The sequence below is a fragment of the Ensifer sp. GW821-FHT05G01 genome, from assembly GCF_059419585.1.
On sequence record NZ_JBWKSC010000018.1, the window covers coordinates 102,219 to 119,701 of the forward strand.

General features: G+C 58.1%; 18 protein-coding genes. 12 read left to right on the forward strand and 6 right to left on the reverse strand.

Translation table 11 applies throughout. The features are described from left to right. Positions 1–2: 2 nt before the first annotated feature. The 5 genes from AC07UR_RS32015 to AC07UR_RS32035 are packed head-to-tail and all read right to left on the reverse strand — an operon-like array spanning position 3 to position 5,116. The gene (locus tag AC07UR_RS32015) at positions 3–1,091 is read right to left on the reverse strand and encodes a lytic transglycosylase domain-containing protein (protein WP_494700412.1); all 1,089 of its coding nucleotides are present in this window, start codon (positions 1,089–1,091) and stop codon (positions 3–5) included. After that, entirely contained in the window at positions 1,088–3,547 is a 2,460-nt protein-coding gene (locus AC07UR_RS32020; RefSeq protein WP_494700477.1) for a VirB4 family type IV secretion/conjugal transfer ATPase, read from the reverse strand. Before AC07UR_RS32020 ends, AC07UR_RS32015 begins: the two co-directional genes overlap by 4 nt. Before the next feature lie 2 nt (positions 3,548–3,549). Further along, the gene (locus AC07UR_RS32025) at positions 3,550–3,849 is read right to left on the reverse strand and encodes a VirB3 family type IV secretion system protein (RefSeq protein ID WP_494700413.1); all 300 of its coding nucleotides are present in this window, start codon (positions 3,847–3,849) and stop codon (positions 3,550–3,552) included. Positions 3,850–3,851: 2 nt separating this feature from the next. Beyond that, complete coding sequence (locus tag AC07UR_RS32030; protein ID WP_192494310.1) at positions 3,852–4,199, reverse strand: TrbC/VirB2 family type IV secretion system protein; 348 nt, start codon at positions 4,197–4,199, stop codon at positions 3,852–3,854. Between the two features lie 11 nt (positions 4,200–4,210). After that, the gene (locus AC07UR_RS32035) at positions 4,211–5,116 is read right to left on the reverse strand and encodes a lytic transglycosylase domain-containing protein (protein ID WP_494700478.1); all 906 of its coding nucleotides are present in this window, start codon (positions 5,114–5,116) and stop codon (positions 4,211–4,213) included. A gap of 213 nt (positions 5,117–5,329) precedes the next feature. On the opposite strand from AC07UR_RS32035, the gene AC07UR_RS32040 reads away from it, so the two are divergent. From AC07UR_RS32040 to AC07UR_RS32065, 6 genes are read left to right on the forward strand one after another with little or no spacing between them, the layout of a single operon-like run. Beyond that, the gene (locus tag AC07UR_RS32040) at positions 5,330–5,938 is read left to right on the forward strand and encodes a hypothetical protein (RefSeq protein WP_494700414.1); all 609 of its coding nucleotides are present in this window, start codon (positions 5,330–5,332) and stop codon (positions 5,936–5,938) included. After that, positions 5,935–6,471 (forward strand): thermonuclease family protein, encoded by a 537-nt coding sequence (locus AC07UR_RS32045; RefSeq protein ID WP_494700415.1) that lies wholly within the window; start codon positions 5,935–5,937, stop codon positions 6,469–6,471. The genes AC07UR_RS32040 and AC07UR_RS32045 overlap by 4 nt, the downstream gene beginning before the upstream one ends. Next, on the forward strand, positions 6,468–7,160 hold the full coding sequence (locus AC07UR_RS32050) for a thermonuclease family protein (protein ID WP_494700416.1): 693 nt from the start codon (positions 6,468–6,470) through the stop codon (positions 7,158–7,160). Before AC07UR_RS32045 ends, AC07UR_RS32050 begins: the two co-directional genes overlap by 4 nt. After that, a complete protein-coding gene (locus tag AC07UR_RS32055; RefSeq protein WP_494700417.1) occupies positions 7,161–7,571 on the forward strand; it encodes a hypothetical protein in 411 nt (136 codons plus the stop codon). It begins immediately after the preceding gene. Then, positions 7,568–8,158: a hypothetical protein gene (locus AC07UR_RS32060; RefSeq protein ID WP_494700418.1), complete on the forward strand. Its 591-nt coding sequence runs from the start codon at positions 7,568–7,570 to the stop codon at positions 8,156–8,158. Before AC07UR_RS32055 ends, AC07UR_RS32060 begins: the two co-directional genes overlap by 4 nt. A gap of 12 nt (positions 8,159–8,170) precedes the next feature. Then, positions 8,171–8,587, forward strand: coding sequence for a hypothetical protein (locus AC07UR_RS32065; RefSeq protein ID WP_494700419.1), 417 nt, complete (start codon positions 8,171–8,173; stop codon positions 8,585–8,587). 65 nt (positions 8,588–8,652) lie between these two features. Here the strand turns inward: AC07UR_RS32065 and AC07UR_RS32070 are convergent, their stop codons facing one another. Continuing rightward, positions 8,653–8,922 carry a hypothetical protein gene (locus AC07UR_RS32070; protein WP_494700479.1) on the reverse strand — a complete coding sequence of 90 codons (270 nt, stop codon included), beginning with the start codon at positions 8,920–8,922 and terminating at the stop codon, positions 8,653–8,655. A gap of 547 nt (positions 8,923–9,469) precedes the next feature. Between AC07UR_RS32070 and AC07UR_RS32075 the strand changes: the two genes are divergently transcribed. The 6 genes from AC07UR_RS32075 (at position 9,470) to AC07UR_RS32100 (ending at position 17,357) form a co-directional block, all read left to right on the forward strand. Continuing rightward, complete coding sequence (locus tag AC07UR_RS32075) at positions 9,470–9,634, forward strand: hypothetical protein (protein ID WP_494700420.1); 165 nt, start codon at positions 9,470–9,472, stop codon at positions 9,632–9,634. 145 nt (positions 9,635–9,779) lie between these two features. Continuing rightward, the gene (locus tag AC07UR_RS32080) at positions 9,780–10,136 is read left to right on the forward strand and encodes a HigA family addiction module antitoxin (RefSeq protein WP_494700421.1); all 357 of its coding nucleotides are present in this window, start codon (positions 9,780–9,782) and stop codon (positions 10,134–10,136) included. Then, on the forward strand, positions 10,133–12,913 hold the full coding sequence (locus AC07UR_RS32085) for a class I SAM-dependent DNA methyltransferase (RefSeq protein ID WP_494700422.1): 2,781 nt from the start codon (positions 10,133–10,135) through the stop codon (positions 12,911–12,913). The genes AC07UR_RS32080 and AC07UR_RS32085 overlap by 4 nt, the downstream gene beginning before the upstream one ends. Continuing rightward, positions 12,910–14,964 carry a DEAD/DEAH box helicase gene (locus AC07UR_RS32090; protein WP_494700423.1) on the forward strand — a complete coding sequence of 685 codons (2,055 nt, stop codon included), beginning with the start codon at positions 12,910–12,912 and terminating at the stop codon, positions 14,962–14,964. Before AC07UR_RS32085 ends, AC07UR_RS32090 begins: the two co-directional genes overlap by 4 nt. Further along, positions 14,957–16,147 carry a GIY-YIG nuclease family protein gene (locus AC07UR_RS32095; RefSeq protein WP_494700424.1) on the forward strand — a complete coding sequence of 397 codons (1,191 nt, stop codon included), beginning with the start codon at positions 14,957–14,959 and terminating at the stop codon, positions 16,145–16,147. Before AC07UR_RS32090 ends, AC07UR_RS32095 begins: the two co-directional genes overlap by 8 nt. A gap of 112 nt (positions 16,148–16,259) precedes the next feature. Further along, positions 16,260–17,357 (forward strand): serine/threonine protein kinase, encoded by a 1,098-nt coding sequence (locus AC07UR_RS32100; RefSeq protein WP_494700425.1) that lies wholly within the window; start codon positions 16,260–16,262, stop codon positions 17,355–17,357. Positions 17,358–17,483 lie beyond the last annotated feature (126 nt).

Genomic DNA, 17,483 nt, shown 5'->3' on the forward strand with positions numbered 1-17,483 from the left:
CCTCATTGAGCGTTCAACATCAGTTCTACGTTGTCCTCGCGTTCCCGCTTTTGGACGCAAGCTTTCTCAGCCGGGCTCCATTCCAAGCCTGCGCGGTCATCGCAAATGCCTGTCGTTTCGCGATCGTCTTTGTCGTCGTCATCCTTGAAATCGCTCGTGCGTGACGATCCGGACAGGCCGCTGAGATCAACCGCGTTACGCGAGTTCATAAGGTCCGCCATCGTCGTGCCGAGGCGGATGACCTGGTTCATCATTTCGAGATTGGCATTGCGGGCACCGGAATTGTGATCCCAACTATCCTGGATAGTGCCGCTGGACATTGCGGCCAACTGCTGCATCCAGGACGCCACGTTGCCGCTTCCTTCCCCAATCGCCTGAGACGTCGCCATGGAGTTGATGGTGGAATCCCGCATGCCGGTAAAGGCCGTCGATCCACCGCCATAATTCACCGGGATGTTTGCAACGTCGGAACCGCCGAAGGCCGGGAGCCACTTTTGGGTGATGTTCGCCACATACCCTTGTGTCTCCTTAAATGGGGGAATGCCGCCGTACTTCTGAACATTGCCCGGCCCCGCATTATAAGCGGCCAGGGCCAGATTGGTGTTGCCATTGAAGCGGCGAAGTTGCTGTTTCAGGTAACGCGCACCGCCCCGAAGATTGTCTTCGACATTGTGGGGATCGACGCCGAGGTCTTTTGCCGTACCCGGCATGAGCTGAGAGAGCCCGATCGCACCGACCGGCGACTTCGCACACGGATTGAAGCGGCTTTCCTGGTAGACGAGCGCCATGAAGAGTTTTTCATCGACGCCTTCCTCCTGAGCTACGCGCTTGACCAGGCCGACAATTTCCGGATTGGCCGTCGCTGCTGAGGCTGGATCGCCGCCTCGCCCGGGACGATACATCGAGCAAGTGACGCTTTTGCTGACCGTATGACGGTCGCTATCCGTCTTCTCGATTTCGGTGGTTGTCGCGTCGCGTTTCGTGTCGGTCTCGAGCACCTTCCCGTCGATCACCGGCACCTGAGAGAGTGCCGGTCCGGAAACACCGAGCCACAGCGCAGAGATAACCCCTAAAGTAGGACTTTTCCTCATTCGGCTTTCTCCCATCCGCAAAATTCAGCCAGCCAATTTTCGGGCTCGTCGCCATATTTTTCCCGAAGCGCCGCGCACTCCTCGACTGTCTCCTTGCGCCCGGAAAGCACCTTCACGAGATCGGGCATGGTGGAGAGATCGAGCCGGGCGATGACCGAGTCATTTCCGTGCTTGATCAGGAAAGTTCGCTTTTCGGGCGGGGTGTTCTTGATGAAGTTGAACTCCTTCACCGTCAGGCCGAAACGCTTGATGTAGCTGTCTTCGTCGGCCCGAGGGTTCGGGAAATGAATATTGGTCGCCGATTGCTCGATGAGCGTATGCGAGGCTTTTGCCTTGGCGATATCCGCGGCGGACTGAGTGCCGAAACCGACAATACCGTTGAGCTTACGGATGGTCTTCATTTTGTCGACGATGAAGGCCGAAAAGGTCTCGTCCATTAGGAGCTGCCAGCCCTCGTCCATGAAGAACATGACCGGGTTGCCGTCCAGCAGCTCGTCCAGGCGGTGATAGAGGTACATCAGCGCCGGCGTGCGAAGATCCTCGTTACCGAGAATGCTCGTCATGTCGAATCCGAAGACGCTGCGGCCTGAGAAGGAGAGGACGTCATGCTGTGCATTGAAAAGCCACGCCTTTTCGCCATCAATCCAAGGGCGAAGGCGAGCGTGAAGGTCATTGGCGTCTGCCCGTGACCGACCCACCAGCAGGCCGGCGAGATTTGGCAAATTGCGCTCCGCCGCAGGTTCCTGCATCAGACGGACGATCGCCCTTTCGAGCGTGTCCTCGTCTTCCTGGGTGAAGTCGCTGCGATCGCCGGATCGCAGCATTGCCTTCAGAAGGCGCAGCAGGAACTCGCGATTTCGTCCGGTGTTATCGAGTTGAAGCGGGTTGAAGCCGGTTGGCGTCCCCGGCGACAGCACCTCATAGGAGCCGCCGATCGCCCTTACAAAGATCTCCGCGCCGCGATCCTTGTCGAAGAATACGGCCTTCGGCGTGGGTGAAACACGCATCGCCTGCGCCAGCAGGAACGTCAATGCGACCGTCTTACCAGAACCCGTCGGGCCGGTGACGAGGAAGTGGCCGATGTCGCGGCGATGGAAGTTAAACCAGTACGGCGTTTGCGACGTGGTTTCTAGAATCGTGATCGGAAGTCCCCAATGGGTGCGATCCGCCTGTCCTGTCGCGAAATTGTGCATCGAGGAGAGGCCGGAGAAATTCGCGCTCGAAAGCATCGCCTTGCGAGCAATGTAGCTGTGGTTGCCGGGGAGCTGCGCCCAAAACGCGGCTTCGAGGTTCAGATCCTCGCGAAGCCAGTTGATGTTCATGTCGGTGAGGCAGGCGCCGAGTTCGGAAACCGTGCGGCTTGTGCCCTGCAGATCGCGAGAGAGGCACAAAATCGAAAGATGGTGGAAGCCGAACACGGCTTCCTGGTTCATCAGGCTATTGAGCGCAAAGTCGATATCCTGCTCGACCGAACTGCCGGATTCGTCCGATGCTCGGATTTGTCGCTGGAGACGGCTGATGCGCTCTTGCGCAATTGGCTTGTCGGCGATCGTGAACGATTGCGTCAGGATGAATTCGTGGTTCACCTGCAACAGGCCATCGAGCATGCCCGGGCCGGTAAAGGGCGGATATTCCTTGATCGATAACAGCGCCCCAAAACGGCTGTCTTCGTCGACCGCCGCTTGAGCCTGCATGGTCCGCTTGCTGAAATGCAGTCGCGACGTGCCGACGTAATTGCGGATTCCCATGCGTGGCAGACGCATTTTGCGCGGCACGCCGCATGTCAGAATCGTATTGAAGAATTCGCAGGGCTCGGAATAGGGGTCGCCCCTTTCCTTTTCCTCCTGCCCTTCAATCTTGGCCTCGTCGTCGTTCCTGCGACGATAGGTAATGCCGAGCGCCCGGGCTCCATACTTGTGCAGATCACGCACTATGTTGCCGATCAGCTCTTCGAGCTCCGTGACATCTTCGCGCGTTTGCTGGACCCGAGCGTCCTTGTTTGCCTTGTCGAAGATCCTCTTCAGCGTGTCGCCGACGCCAAGTGCGCCCCGCATGCCGGAGCGCATGATAGTCAGGTAAATTTCGTTCGTGAACATGCGCTTATGGCGCAGTTGCTCCATGTAGCGCTTGTTCAAAATGTCGCAGAACGATTCATCATACGCGCCGCCGATTTCCGTCTCGACCTCGCGGCGGATCACCGTCGACCAAAGTGAATAGCGGCTGGACCCAAGGGCCCGTATCATCGTGTTTTGCACGACCGAGCGCATGTTGAGCTCAGCCTGATCTTCCGTCTGGAAGAACAGGCCATCCAGTTTGATGACGCTCAAGAGTGAGCCGTTTTCCAGCCCGATCACCGTATCAGAGACATGGCGCAGATACGGGATATGAGTCGACATGGGCCGCTCGTTTCCAGCGACCCGGCCAAATCCAAGCTCTTCTTTGACGACTTTCAGCATGGTTATGGTCCGTAAGAGTTGGTGCCCCAAAAGCGCTTGTTGGGCGTGCGGGGCGTCTTGCGAGACGTCACCTGCAGCACGTCGAGGATCTTGTTGTCCCAGGCGCAGAGCGAGAACAGGACAAGGTAGGCGACCGGCGCGATGAGCAACGCCAGAAGATGGTTCGTTGCCAGCCAGCCGATGATGGTGATGCCGACAATCAGCACCACCGCCATGTAAGGCACACCCCAAAGCGTCGGCGACCGAGTTAACCCGATCACCAACGGCGTTAGGGCCGGTCTTTCGTCCTGATACTCGCTCATGATCAATTGCCGCCGCCGACAGACGAAATCATCTGGTCAACGATCGCCGGCGCACCGAAGACAAGGCCAATGCCGATCACCACCGCGCCCGCCGTGAACCACGAAAGGCGGCCGGCGAAGGCGAGAAAGCCAAGGCCGATGACGGCAATGATTGCCATCAGGCGGCCGAAGGGGCCGGTGATGAAATCGACGATCATTTGGACGGCGGTTTGAAGCGGCGCAAAGGCGCCTCCTCCGGTAGCCTGCGCAAAGGCGACGTCCGCGCCAACAACCTGGATAGCGGCCACGAGACCGAACAGGGCCGCAAGCTTTACAGCCTGAGACTTCCCCGTTTGCATCGAAATCTGCATACTTCTCTCCTTCAAAAGTGCATCACACCGCCGACAAACGCGCCGGTCTTTTTCACAGCGATGACACCAGCGTCCCCGCCGTCACTCGCATCCGAGACCGCTTGGTCAGCGGCCTTTCTCGATTTGCTTCGTGCCGCCGGCATAGGCAGGCCGAGCTGATAGTTCACGACCTTGGCGACGTATCCGAGTGTTTCCTGGAAAGGCGGGATGCCGCCGTGTTCGTAGATCCGCTGTTCGCCGCTGTTGTAGGCGGCCGCGACAAGGAGGGGGTTTTGAAACTCGTCCAGAAGCACCCGCAGGTACTTCATGCCGCCCTCAATGTTCTGCGACGGATCACAGACATCCTTGACGCCAAAACGTGCGGCCGTAGCCGGCATGAGCTGCATCGGCCCGCGCGCACCCTTGGGAGAGTTGCGGCTTTGATCAAAGCCGCTTTCGGCCCAGGCGATGGCCGTCGCGAAGACTTCATCGACGCTGTGCTTCCGCGCCGTCTGCACAACCATAGACTTAATTTCTTCGGCGTTGAGCGGAGACGGACCACATTCCTGCACTTCATTGGTGCTGCTTTTAACCTGTCGATTTGCACCAATTTGCGTTATTGATCCCGTCGGAAGTTGCACTTTTTCAGTACCGTGCGCGGCATCAATGGTAGCCGCGGAATAGCCAATATCCGCATCAATTTGATTCGAACCCCCAAATTCTTGGAGGTTTTCGTCCGCGCTGTCCGTCGGCTTTACGACGCCATCGGTGCCAAGGACGAACTCCTTTTCGGAGCCATGCCACCGTTCCTCAAAGTTCGTTGCAAGATCAGAATTGCCGCGTGCCTGCCAAGTGCTTTTATTGTCTATGATATTTCCATCTTTATGACCGTCTTGGGCGCGGCAAATCCCGCCCAGGATCACGGTCAAAAGGGCCATCCCCGCCAACGCGGTCTTGCCCGAACTGCCTGCAATTCTAGCCCTTTTTTCCATCGGTCCCCGCCAAACTTGCGGTGTTGTGATTGACACGAAAACTGATTAAGTTGGTGAACGCGTGACATCGATTTGGTTCAGCGATACACTTTTTTGCTGCACACTTAAACCCCTTTTCGCGGGGGAGCCGACGGAAGCAATATGGGTAAGGGCTAGAAAATGAAACGGATCATCACTGCTGCACTCACAGGTTGCGTTATGGCAACACCCGCCTTGTCCGCTACGGACATCAACAAGGACTTCATCAAATCCCTGGCAGCACCGGGCAAGACCGTGCTGGTGATCGAGTATTATGACGGGGGCGGAAAAGTCGCCGACCGCAAAGGCTATGCAACAACGGCCGGCTTCAAGGCCGTGTCGCCGACCGACTTCCGCGTTGACGAGAAAACGACGCTGCACCTTTACGGGCTCGAGCCTTGCAAAGGCGAGATGGTCAATCGCAGCGAGGACTTCGCCGGGACCTGCACCGACTTTGCGCAGCAGCAGCTTCAAATCATGCTGCAGAACCCGAAGGTCGTCTTTTGCCGTGCCTTCGTGAGCGAGCAGGGTGCGCCGGTTCAGAACGCGACTTGTTACGGCTACTACAATTTTCCCGGCAGTCTCGATTCCGTCGATATGTTTGAAGAGCAGCTTCTATCGCTCGGCGCACTCCGCCTTGCCAAGAAGCCAGACGGCACCCCTGTCCGCCCGGACCTCGCCAAGGCCGAGGAGATTGGCCAGAAGGGCTCTTTCGGAATGTGGGCTGATCCGAGGGTTAAGGGCCAATGAGAAAGGCTCTTCTCCTTCTTTCGGCTCTTCTGCCATCGGCCGTAGCAGCCGCGCCAGCCGGATATTTCGATCTACAGCCTGGCGTCACACTGGAAACCGGCGATACTTGGATTTCGGAGGGCAAGCACTTCCGGCTCTACGGCGTTCAGTCGTGTTTGCGGGGCACCTCTTATACCGACAAGCACGGGCAGAAACGCGATTGCGGCGAGGCGTCCCTTGCCGTGCTCGCGGCCTATATCAAGGACACCAAACCCGTTTGCGCGCCTGTGGCGAAGAAGGATGATACCGCCTACGTCGTCTGCTACGCCACCATCGGAAAACAACGGCTGGACCTGGCGAACGTCCTGATCACCAGCGGATACGCCTTCGCAGCCCTCAACGGGGAGGGCATGCCATATCACGTCCCCTATGCCGTGGCCGAACAACTTGCTCGCGATAAGCGGGCCGGCCTCTGGCAGTTCGAAGACGTGCAGCACCCGGCCATTCTCCTGAGTCGCGAGGTGAATGCACGAAACAAGAAGGCAAACCAATGAAGCGATACCTGTCCGCAGCCGCGGTTCTTGCTGCGATCGTCCAACCGGCTACGGCCGCCGATCTGGTCAAGAATACGCCCGCGACGATCGGGCAGCAGCAGGATTGGTCCGGAGCTCCTGTATATCCGATCTACAAAGGGCGGGTTGCGGTCATGGATGGCCGAACCCTATGGTATCCTCAATATGGGCAGCGCGTTCGCCTCGTCGACGTCGACGCGTGCGAACTCCCGCAATGGGCTCTTGATCCGAAATGGGGAAACCGCCAACGGCAGAGGGCACCTTCCCCCGTCCCTTGCGGCCCACTCGCCAAAGCCTGGCTCAAAAGGACGGTAGGTAACAAGCCTGTCGAATGCAGCGTCGTAGCCTACGGCAATGACGGAATCCCGCAGGCGCGTTGCACATCAGCCGGGCGCGACATTGCGGTGGAAATGCTTCGCGTCGGCTGGGCGCGTGTCGCGTCCCCTTACTCCTACAACAGCCAGTACCTAGCCTATCAGCGGCACGCAATGGCGGCCCGCTATGGCATGTGGGCCACCTATGTTCTCGACATGAACGAATGGCGACGCAAGGCGGTGGACAAGACGTTAGGGCGCCAGCCGATCGCCGATGCCAACCTCCTCGCCGAGCGTGAAAGCGAGATTTCACCTCCCTTCATCGATGCTCGCAGGCCTAAGAGGACAGACCGATAGTTGCCCGACTTCGCTCATATTGCGAACTCGTTCGCAACGGATCCGCTGGCGAGCTTGCTGCTCGCCACTCCGCTGTCGTTCGCGCTGATCGTCGTTTCGGAAAAAATCTGGTGGGTTCATGCACCGTTGGCCGCGGCGCTCCTGATCGTCTCTATCCTCTTTCTCGATCAACGTTATCTAGCGCTCGACTGCTTCCTGGTCGGTCTGTTCGCCTTTCCGCCGCTTTGCCGGGACATCCCCAATCAGCCGCTTCTCTTTCGGATCGGGATCTTCTGGTTCTCAGCCTTCGCGCTCATCGCAGCCGTCATCTACGCGGCCGGGGAGCGGGTGCAACATGTCGCCCCGATCGACAAGCTGTTCGTCGGTCGGGCCTCTCCAGCCGCAACCATCAATGAGGACCATCTGACATGAAACGTCTGCTTTATGCCGCCGCCGGTCTTGTTGTGATCGCAATCGCTACAGGGGCAAAGGCGCAAGACGCCGAGTGGGGCTGCCAGATCCTACTTTGTGCCGCGTCCCAAAACCCGTCCTGGCATGGCGTCCCCTATTGCGTTCCGCCGATGAAAAAACTGATCCGCGCAATGTCAAAGCCGGGGTTCGATTGGCCCATCTGCCAGCAGGCTAGAGCCGGGGAACCGGGCCGCGAAGAGTTTGAGGAATGCCCTGCCGGCTCTCGACCCGCCTCCAGCAGCAATGGAGATGACCGTGTCTTCAGGCGGGATGAAAATGACCAGTGCGTGCGCATCGTGGACAGATGCGAAGACCGCCACGAGTACGACCGCCTCTATGGTGATGCAGAGGCCAACGACAGGACTCGGACCACCTTGGAGATCCTTCGTAGCGGCAGAAATGATGATGATTTCGGGTATCGAAACAACAACAACGGTTGCAAGGTGAAGGTAACGTCTCCCCGACCGCGGCGCCCGAATCCCTGGTATTTCGACATTCCAAATGACAAGGGCGTCAAAGAGCGCTTCTGGTTTAATCTCCGGACCTAAAGAGGAACCCCTATGAACCAGAATATCCTTTTGGCGGTCGCAGCGACCGTCGGCCTCGTGACCGGCTCTGGCGGCACGTATCTTGCGACTTCAGAGCCCAAGGTGGAGACTCAGGCCATTTCAAAGGCCGAATTGGTCGCGGCTATCTCCGCTGATCCGTCACTTTGCCCGATCCCAACAGTCGAAGCGCCGACGGAGGCCGAGGCCACCGCGGCCTACCGCAAAGCTCACGCGGCGTCTCCCCTCGTTTGGGACAGAAACGACCTGCCGGAAATTTCCGTGGCGCTCGGGCAATGTGACAAGGCCGGTTCAGGCCCAGGCGTCGCCTGCATGACCTCAGTCAAAATGTCGCCTGAGGCACAGCCCATCGAACGGATTGTCGGCTTTGCCAAATCAACATCTGGCGAGTGGATCGCGACAATCAACTAATCATAGAAAGCCCGCTTTATGCGGGCTTTTCGTTCGCCGATCTCGAAGGGGCGACAGAAGCTGGCCTACTCCAAGACCGAATCCATCTCATTGGCGGTCAGAGTGCCGCGTGTCGCGATCAGGTAAGCCGCCATATAGGTCAGCTTCAGTCTGGATTCCCAATCGTCGTGCGGCCTGTGATTGACGATAGCCAGCCTTGCGGCTTCTTCGTGCCGCGCCACGTCCAGCAGCCCGTTTACATATACGACGCTCGTAACCTCCCTGGCCGCCCTGCGCTCATCCCATGCACGAACGGCATCCGCGGTCGCCAATTGCGCCGCGATATGCCGATTCATTAACTCACCAAGGGAAACCGCAGTTTCCGCCCTGCTCTCTTCCGTCATAGCAACCTCAATCCCAGGTTCCACGGCCACCCCTTGGCCTCCCAAATCGGAAGGGAGGGCAGGAGCCCCGCTCCTGCTCCCCGAGTTCGCGCGGAGCAGCGGAAGAGAGGGGGACAAGCGCTAAACCGGAGGGGGATCACCCACCCAAAGGGCCGATCGGCGCAGCCGGCCGGTGCTGCAGGCCATCGGCCGAAGCATGGGGAGACCGGTTTAGCGCTTGTGGGGGAGAGAGGGCAGCGCTCTTTCTCCCCTCTCAGTGAGTTGAATCTATTGGCCTTCGGCTCAAATTCGGTGCCACACGGAGAGGTATTTTCTCTCTCTCAACATAGCCGAGCGTACCGAGCTGATGGGCTTGCATCAATGACAGACGGTTGCCCCCAATTTTGCCGCTAGCGACAAAATCGGCTCCCCCATCTGCCCTTCGGGCCGCCGTGGCGGTCATTGACCCAAGCCCCTCATCCCGGGGGCGAGCCTCTGTTTTCAATCAGAGGAGCTGACGATGACCACCTACGAAACCATCCAAGAACTGCGCGCTGAGTTGGCAGCATCGATCGACGCCGGCGAGCGTCAGCAGATCGCGGCCGAGCTGGAGCGGGCGAGGGCGCAGCTCCAGCAAGAGGAAGCCGAAATCGATGCGCTGATCAATGCTGAGCCGCCTCACTAGACGGCTTTTGCGGCCGGCCGCCGGCACGACTGCCCGAAACAGAGAGGGCGCGGACGAACATTTTATGTATAGCGTCGCGCGACGGTATATAGGCGATCATCCCTGCGTTATCGTGTTTGTGTATTGATTCTCGGTCGAGGGAAGTATGGCAAAGAGAGGTGAGGCAACCCATGAGCATTCTGGTCATCCGGGGCCGTATGTCCGTGGGCAGGTGCTGGATCTTTTGAACCTATCCGTGACAGAAGCCGCAGAAGCAGTAGGTATCACCCGGGCTGCCTTTTCTACTTTCCTCAACGCCCGTGCGTCGCTGTCGGCCGACATGGCGCTGCGCATCGAGAAGGCATTTGCAATTCCCATGGAACGCCTCATGCACATGCAATGCGATTTCGACATCGCCCAGGCGCGCGCTCGTGCAGGCGACATTAGCGTTGCGCGGTATGTCGCAGGGTCGACGGTGAAGAGCCGCCCGAGACCAATTGAGGGGGCAGGGGATCCAAAATGAACCCGGTCGAGATCGAGGAACAAATCTCTCTGCTCGCGGAACGGGCTTTCGATGCGGCCGAGTTTCCCTATGCCTTCCTGGAGGCATTTGGGAATAAGGAAACCACGCTTAGAAAGCTGCGCAGCGGCGCCTCCAACAAGTCCGATCTGGGCGGGGTCCTGCAAACCAATAATATTCACATCGTGGTTGCACCGCGGGGCGAAGTCACGAAAACGCTGGCCGCGCTAAAGGTAAGCCCTGCGACCATGCGCGCCAAGGCGAAATTCATCTTGGCGACCGATGGCGAGATCTTCGAGGCCGAAGACCTGATCGGCGGCGACACCATTGCCTGTGACTACGCTGATTTTCCTGATCATTTCGGTGTGTTCTTGCCGCTTGCTGGCATCACCACCGTCAAGCAAGTCCGCGACAGCTCTTTCGACATCAAGGCGACGGGCCGGCTTAATCGTCTCTATATCCAGCTCCTCAAGGACAATCCCGATTGGGGCGCCGCCGCGCGACGCCCCGACATGAACCACTTCATGGCGCGGCTAATCTTTTGCTTCTTCGCCGAGGACACCGATATATTCGAGGCGCCCGATCTATTCACAGACACGATCGAGAAGATGAGCGCCGGGGATTCCTCGAACACGCATGAGGTAATCAGCACGCTCTTTCGCGCGATGAACATGAAGGGCGCCGATCGCGCCAAGACTAGTCTGCCGCGATGGGCCGATCGCTTTCCCTATGTGAACGGCGGATTGTTTTCGGGTAGCGCCGACGTGCCGGTCTTCACACGGATCGCGCGCTCCTACCTGATCCATATCGGCAGGCTCGACTGGAAGAAGATCAACCCCGACATTTTTGGATCCATGATCCAAGCCGTTGCCGATGATGAAGAACGCGGCGCGCTCGGCATGCACTACACCAGCGTGCCCAACATCCTCAAAGTTCTGAATCCGCTCTTCCTCGACGATCTGCGCGCGGGACTGGAGGACGCCGGGGACAATGCCCGCAAGCTGCTAAATTTGCGCAGCCGCATGGCCCGGATCAGGGTTTTCGATCCGGCCTGTGGCTCGGGCAATTTCCTTGTCATCGCATACAAGGAAATGCGAAAGATCGAAGCTGAGATCAACAAGCGGCGCGGTGAGGCCGACCTTTGCACCGAAATCCCTCTCACCAATTTTCGCGGCATCGAGTTGCGCGACTTCCCGGCCGAGATTGCGCGCCTAGCGCTGATCATCGCCGAATATCAGTGCGACGTGCTCTATCGGGGCCAGAAAGAAGCGTTGCGCGACTTCCTGCCGCTCGACGCAATGAATTGGATTACCTGTGGTAACGCCCTGCGGCTCGACTGGCTCAGCATTTGCCGCTCGACGGGCACCGTTGTGAAACATCAGGCCGAAGACCTTTTCCACGCGCCACTCGATCAGGCTGAGATAGACTTCGAGAACGAGGGCGGGGAGACCTACATTTGCGGGAACCCGCCCTACCTCGGTTCCACCTGGCAGACGCCCGAGCAGAAGGCTGACCTGGAGGCCGTCTTGGGGCATCGGACCAAGAGCTGGAAGTCGCTCGACTACGTTGCTGGCTGGTTCATGAAGGCCGCCGATTACGGCACCAAGACCAATGCCGCCGCTGCTTTCGTGTCGACCAACTCGATCTGCCAGGGACAGCAGGTGCCGATCCTTTGGCCGCTAATTTTTCAGACCGGCCACGAGATTGACTTTGCCCATACCAGCTTCAAATGGGCAAATCTCGCCAGCAACAAGGCCGGCGTCACTGTTGTGATTGTTGGCATCTCGAACCAGCCGGGCAGGGTACGCCGTCTCTTTTCGATCGCGGATGATGGAGCAACGATCCAGAAAGAGGCGGAGAACATCAACGCTTACCTCGTTGCTGGGCCAAACATCGTGGTTCAGGAACGTCGCTCTCCACCAGCAGGCCGCCATCAGATTGAGGCGGGAGGGAAGCCTGTCGATGGTGGGCACCTGCTACTCAATCCTCAAGAAAAGGACCGGTTGATCAGTTTGTCGCCTAGTGCCTCTCGATGCTTAAAGCGAGCGTTTGGTGCGAATGAATATAACAAAGGAATCGTTCGCTACGCTCTCTGGATTAACAACTCGGACCTGGAAGCTGTACTGCGAGACGAGCATCTTAATAGCCGCATTGAAGGAGTTCGAGCTATGCGGCTCTCCAGCTCGAAGCCTGCAACAGTCGAGAGCGCGAAGTGGCCTCACAGATTCCAGGAAGTTAAACAGACTGGTGAAGAGGCATTAACCTTAGTTCCTGTGCTAACGTCTGAGAAAAGGCAATATATTCCGGCTGGTCTAGAATCGCCGGGGGCCATCATCACAAATCTAGCTTTCGCGCAATTCGACGGACCGAAAGAGGATATAGCGATTCTGAACTCGCGACTGCATTTCGTTTGGATCGCAACTGTTTGTGGGAAATTTAAGACCGACTATCGATACTCTAACAAGCTGGGATGGAATACGTTTCCCATTCCACATCTCACCGAGAAGAATAGGGCAGATCTCATTCGGTGTGCCGAGGACATCCTGCTGGTGCGCGAAGGGCATTTTCCTGCAACGATCGCTGATCTTTACGACCCTGAGGCTATGCCTGCCGAGCTCCGAGCCGCGCACGAGCGAAACGATGAGGTGCTGGAGCGCATCTATATCGGTCGGCGGTTCAAGAACGATACCGAACGGCTCGAAAAGCTTTTTGAGCTCTACACGAAGATGACGACGGAGCAGGGGGCGAATAGGAACAAGAAAGCGGGGGCCTACGCATGACCAATCCAATCAGATCGGTACCGTCGGTTTCGGTCACCTATGCCCGCAATGGCAGCTCGACCAAAATTAACGAGCTCGGAATGCGCCCCATGCAGGAGCGCGCCTATGAGAAGCGCGGCGAGCCCTATCTGCTGGTCAAGTCGCCGCCGGCATCGGGCAAGAGCCGCGCGCTCATGTTCATTGCCCTCGACAAACTCGCCAATCAGGGCCTGAAACAAGCTATCATCGTCGTGCCGGAAAAGTCGATCGGGTCGAGCTTTGCCGACGAGCCGCTGATGAGACTCGGCTTTTGGGCCGACTGGCACGTCGAGCCGAAATGGAACCTGTGCAATGCGCCGGGCTCAGACAATGGCGGCAAGGTCAATTCGGTCGCCGCCTTTCTCGATAGCAGTGACAAGGTGCTTGTGTGTACGCACGCCACCTTCCGCTTTGCCGTGGACAAATTCGGGGTGGAAGCCTTTGACGATCGCCTGATCGCGGTCGACGAATTCCATCACGTCTCCGCCAATCCCGACAACAAACTCGGCCAGCATCTCGGCCAGTTCATCGCCCGCGACCGCGTGCATGTCGTCGCGATGACCGGTTCCTATTTCCGAGGCGATGCGGACGCCGTTCTCGCGCCCGAAGACGAGGCTAAATTCGATACCGTCACCTACACCTACTATGAGCAGCTCAACGGCTATGAGCATCTAAAGCAACTCGACATCGGCTATTTCTTCTACGCAGGGGCCTATTCCGACGACATCTTGAAAGTGCTCGATCCGACTGAGAAGACGATCGTGCATATCCCGAACGTCAATTCGCGCGAGAGCACCAAGGACAAGATCAAGGAGGTCGAGCATATCATAGAGGAGTTGGGTCAGTGGCAGGGCGCCGACCCCGCGACCGGCTTCCAGCTGGTGAAGAGCGCCGATGACCGCATACTGCGCATCGCCGACTTGGTCGATGATGATCCGGCCAAGCGCGAGCGCGTGTCAGCGGCGCTGAAAGACCCGGCGCAAAAAAACAATCGCGATCACGTCGACATCATCATCGCGCTTGGGATGGCAAAGGAGGGCTTCGATTGGATCTGGTGCGAACACGCCCTCACCGTCGGCTATCGGTCAAGCCTGACTGAGATCGTGCAGATCATCGGCCGAGCCACCCGTGACGCACCGGGCAAGAACCGCGCGCGGTTCAGCAATCTGATCGCTCAGCCCGACGCCACGGATGAGGCTGTCAACGAGGCGGTCAACGATACCTTGAAGGCGATCGCCGCCAGCCTGCTCATGGAGCAGGTGCTGGCGCCTCGCTTTGAGTTCAAGCCGAAGAATCCGGGCAGTGGCCCGACGCCGGGATTTGACTATGGAGACGAGGGCTATAAGCCTGACCAGTGCAATGTCGGCTTCAACCACGACAGCGGCCAGTTTCAGATCGAGATTAAAGGCCTTATCGTGCCCAGGAGCAAGGAGGCCGCCCGCATCTGCCAGCAGGATCTCAATGAGGTTATTGCCGCGTTCGTTCAGGACCGCAATACCGTTGGCAAAGGCCTCTTTGATGACGAGATGGTGCCCGAAGAGTTTACCCAAGTGCGCATGGGCAAGATCATCAAGGACCGTTATCCCGAGCTGGACGAGGGTGACCAGGAGGCTGTGCGTCAGCATGCCGTTGCCGCGCTCAATCTCACTCAAAAAGCCAAGGAAGTCGCCGTAGAGAGCGACGATGAGCCCGGCCCCAACACTGCGTTCGTGCAGGGCGTGCGCAGGTTCGCCATGGACGTGCGTGAGCTCGATATTGACCTAATCGACCACATCAACCCCTTCGGCGAGGCGCGGGCGATTCTCGCCAAGACCATGAGCGAAGAAAGCCTGAAACAGGTGCAGGCCATCATCAATGCCAAGAAGATCAGCCTGACGCCGGAAGAGGCTAGGGAGCTCGCAAGGCGTGCTATCAAGTTCAAGCAGGAGCGTGGGCGGCTGCCCGACATCACGGCGGCCGACCCGTGGGAAAAGCGCATGGCCGAAGGCGTAGCGTTTCTTGCCCGGATGAAAGCAGAGGCTGCCCGTGGCTAGGTTCACCGACGAAGATGATGCCCTTCTTGCCGAGCTTGGGGTCGAGATTGAGACCATGCGGCACGGTGGCCGCACGCCGCGCGAAGAGCGCATCATCGCCGGCTTCGAAGAGATTCAGCGCTTCACCGGGGAGCATGGTCGGCCGCCCCAGCATGGCGAGAACCGCGATATCTTCGAGCGGCTTTATGCTGTACGGCTCGACCGCTTGAGAGAGCTGGAGGAGTGCCGGACCTTGCTTAGCCCCCTCGATCATCAGGGGCTGCTTGCGGGCAACCTGGAGGCCCACACCGCCATTCCTGACGATCTCGATGATGATGCGCTGCTGGCCGAGCTTGGTGTCGAAGCCGAGGCCCCCTCTGCTATCACCGAGCTGCGCCATGTCCGATCGGCCGAGGACAAGCGTGCGGCAGAGGACATTGCCAACCGTGATCGCTGCGAGGATTTTGGGAAGTTCAGGCCGCTCTTTGAACAGGTGCAGCGCGAGCTCGATAGCGGCGAACGGCAAACCCGTCCCTTCGAGATCAAGGCCGAAATCCGCCCTGGTGCTTGGTTCATCGTCGGCGGCCAGAAAGCCTATGTCGCCGAGGCCGGGGGGACCTTCACCAATGCCCAAGGTCGCACAGATGCCAGGCTGCGGGTAATCTTCGACAACGGCACTGAGAGCAACCTACTGATGCGCTCATTGCAGCGGGCGCTCAATAAGGATGATGCCGGTCGCAGAATATCCGATCCGGTGGCAGGCCCTTTGTTTTCAGAAGAGCGTGCAGAAGACGATGAAGCGAGCGGCACCATCTATGTGTTGAGAAGTAAATCCGATCACCCAGTAGTGGCGGCCAATCGCGACCTCGTGCACAAGATCGGCGTCACCAATCTGGATGTCGAGCAGCGGATCGCCGGCGCGCGGCTCCAACCCACATTTCTCATGGCAGATGTTGAGATCGTGGCGACCTATCGCCTGTTCAACATAAGCCGCATCCGCCTTGAGAACCTGATCCATCGGGTCTTTGAGCCCGCTCGCCTGGAGATCGGGATCAAGGACCGCTTTGGGCGGCCGGTTGTTCCGCGCGAATGGTTTCTTGTGCCCCTGTTCGTCGTCGATGAGGCCGTGGAGAGGATCAAAGACGGCACGATCACCGAGTACAGGTATGACCCCAACAACGCTGCATTAAAAAAAGTGCGCTAGCCTTCGTTGGTGCTGGAAAATGCAACAGGCTGGCTTCCCAATATCAAGCAGCCATGCAGGTGGCGCGCTATTCACTTGAGGTCCTGGGTGCGCGCCAGATGGAGGCGGATTGATGGTCAAGCCGTTGTACGAGTTCGATGAGGAAACTCGGCAACAAATTATCAAGATGCACCTCGAAATGCCGCGAGGTGGAACCGTGACCGGACCGATCGAGGGAGCCTACGGTGAAATCTATTCGATCCACTTCCCGGCGGGTCATTTTCCTAGACAGATTGCTGCCAAATGCCCCCGTCTCCGGCGTTTTGGAACGCCCGAGATGGCGCGTTCGGGTGTGGAGCAGGTGCTTCATGAACTGGAAAAAACTCACGCAATTTCCATGGTGCCATGGGTCAACCGATTTTTCGATGTTCAGTTCATACACGGTTGGCCGTTCATTTTGTCCCGTTATCGTGATGGGTCGTTGGAGGACCTGATCGCGAATCCGCTAGGATGGTCAGTTTCAGATCGGTTCGCATCACTGATTCAGATTGTTCGGGCACTCCGACTTGCACAAGAGCGCGGGATAGCAGCTCACCAGGACTTGAAGCCAAGCAACGTGTTCTTTGATGATTGGTGTCGGAAAGGCATGCCAAAGGAAAGCAAGGGAATGCATTTCCAAATGTTTGTTGGCGATTTTGGGCTTGCAAATGCCTTCCGGGATTTTGGACGCAACAACGGAAGCCGCCCCTATATGGCTCCTGAGCAGTTCTCGACAAGTCCGATAGACCCAGTGGCGCCCGCGTCGTTAGATGTCTTTGCGCTCGGCGTGATTGCATTTGAGAGTTTTGCGGATGGCCAACACCCGATCGGTGTAGCGACTAGGGATGTCTGGCCGTGGCAGAAGGGAATCCCGCAGAAGTGGAACCGCAAGTCCACTTGGCGTGATTGGGCGAAAAGGGCCAACGAAACAGTATCGTCATCGAACAGCGAACTGCCGCACGGAATGGGCAAGCTGATACACACGTCGCTTTCGCCAGATCCCACGAATCGCCCCTCATTGAGTGATTTCGAACATCAGCTCTGGAGCGCGCTGAAACGGAAAGACAGTGACACGTATGCGGGCCTGCGAATGCAGGTTGAATATGTGGAGAGCTTGTCATCCGGCGACGACGAATGGCCTCATATGGACGCGAGATTAGCTCAAATGCGGAAGTTTTACGCCACGCTGTAGATGTGTGAACCGTCGGCAGTCGGGACATTAGCTCGTGGCGAGGGACGGCAAGTCATGTAGTGGAAGGTACCGGCGCAGATGGTCGGCGAACCGTTGGTCTCGCGCGAAAAATCCTAGCGCACTAAA